The sequence below is a fragment of the Exiguobacterium sp. SH1S21 genome (genome assembly GCF_004337175.1).
GTDB lineage: Bacteria > Bacillota > Bacilli > Exiguobacteriales > Exiguobacteriaceae > Exiguobacterium > Exiguobacterium aurantiacum_A.
This window is the reverse complement of record NZ_SJUY01000026.1, coordinates 1-1113: the sequence shown is the minus strand read 5'-3', so window position 1 is coordinate 1113 and position 1113 is coordinate 1. Positions and strand designations below refer to the sequence as shown.

At 49.7% G+C, this 1113-nt stretch carries 6 tRNA genes and 3 rRNA genes; all 9 read left to right on the top strand.

The window, feature by feature from the left end:
• Positions 1–123: ribosomal RNA gene (locus tag EVJ24_RS15155) — 23S ribosomal RNA — on the top strand; the annotation flags it as partial.
• Positions 124–217: 94 nt separating this feature from the next.
• Positions 218–333 (top strand): 5S ribosomal RNA (rrf, locus tag EVJ24_RS15150).
• 9 nt (positions 334–342) lie between these two features.
• A tRNA-Val gene (locus EVJ24_RS15145) sits at positions 343–418 on the top strand.
• Positions 419–427: 9 nt separating this feature from the next.
• Positions 428–503 (top strand) — tRNA-Thr (locus tag EVJ24_RS15140).
• 34 nt (positions 504–537) lie between these two features.
• Positions 538–624, top strand: a tRNA-Leu gene (locus EVJ24_RS15135).
• Positions 625–655: 31 nt separating this feature from the next.
• Positions 656–732 (top strand) — tRNA-Arg (locus EVJ24_RS15130).
• A gap of 7 nt (positions 733–739) precedes the next feature.
• Positions 740–816 (top strand) — tRNA-Pro (locus tag EVJ24_RS15125).
• Between the two features lie 11 nt (positions 817–827).
• Positions 828–903, top strand: a tRNA-Ala gene (locus tag EVJ24_RS15120).
• A gap of 104 nt (positions 904–1007) precedes the next feature.
• Positions 1008–1113 (top strand): 16S ribosomal RNA (locus EVJ24_RS15115); the annotation flags it as partial.

Below are 1113 nucleotides of genomic sequence, written 5' to 3'. Positions count from 1 at the left end.
GATGAGATTTCCCTTTGAGCAATCAAGAAAGACCCCTCAGAGACGATGAGGTAGATAGGTCATGGGTGGAAGCACGGCGACGTGTGGAGCTGAATGATACTAATCGGTCGAGGCTTTGATCTAGAAATGGTTTGTATTGATGAATCTTCAGTTTTGAGAGAGTAATCTTTCAAAAAAAGTTTGACATTATGTAAAAATAATGTTAATCTCATATATGTCTGGTGGCGATAGCGAAGCGGCCACACCCGTTCCCATGCCGAACACGGAAGTTAAGCGCTTCAGCGCCGAAAGTAGTTGGGGGTCTCCCCCTGTGAGGATAGGACGTTGCCAGGCATACATATCGGAGGATTAGCTCAGCTGGGAGAGCACCTGCCTTACAAGCAGGGGGTCGGCGGTTCGATCCCGTCATCCTCCACCATTTACACCTGCCGGTGTAGCTCAGTTGGTAGAGCATCTGACTTGTAATCAGAGGGTCGAGGGTTCAAATCCTTTCGCCGACACCATTTTTAAAAAAGTCTACCGCACTAATTATACCTTGCCGGGGTGGCGGAATTGGTAGACGCACAGGACTTAAAATCCTGCGAGGGTTTCCTCGTGCCGGTTCAAGTCCGGCCCTCGGTACCATCTATATATCCCATTGGGAATCATTCGTCTCGCACCCTTAGCTCAGCTGGATAGAGCGTTAGACTACGAATCTAAAGGCCGGGAGTTCGAATCTCTCAGGGTGCACCATTTATAACGGGAAGTAGCTCAGCTTGGTAGAGCACTTGGTTTGGGACCAAGGGGTCGCAGGTTCGAATCCTGTCTTCCCGACCATCATAACTTTTGGGGCCTTAGCTCAGCTGGGAGAGCGCCTGCCTTGCACGCAGGAGGTCAGCGGTTCGATCCCGCTAGGCTCCACCAATTCTTTAACTGACGAACTTTGAAAACTGAACGATGAGGCAAAAAAAGTTTTACAAGTTTTGATTGAAGCGCAAGCTTTGTCATTTTCAAGAGCTATATCAAATTCTTTGGAGAGTTTGATCCTGGCTCAGGACGAACGCTGGCGGCGTGCCTAATACATGCAAGTCGAGCGCAGGAAATCGACGGAACCCTTCGGGGGGAAGTCGACGG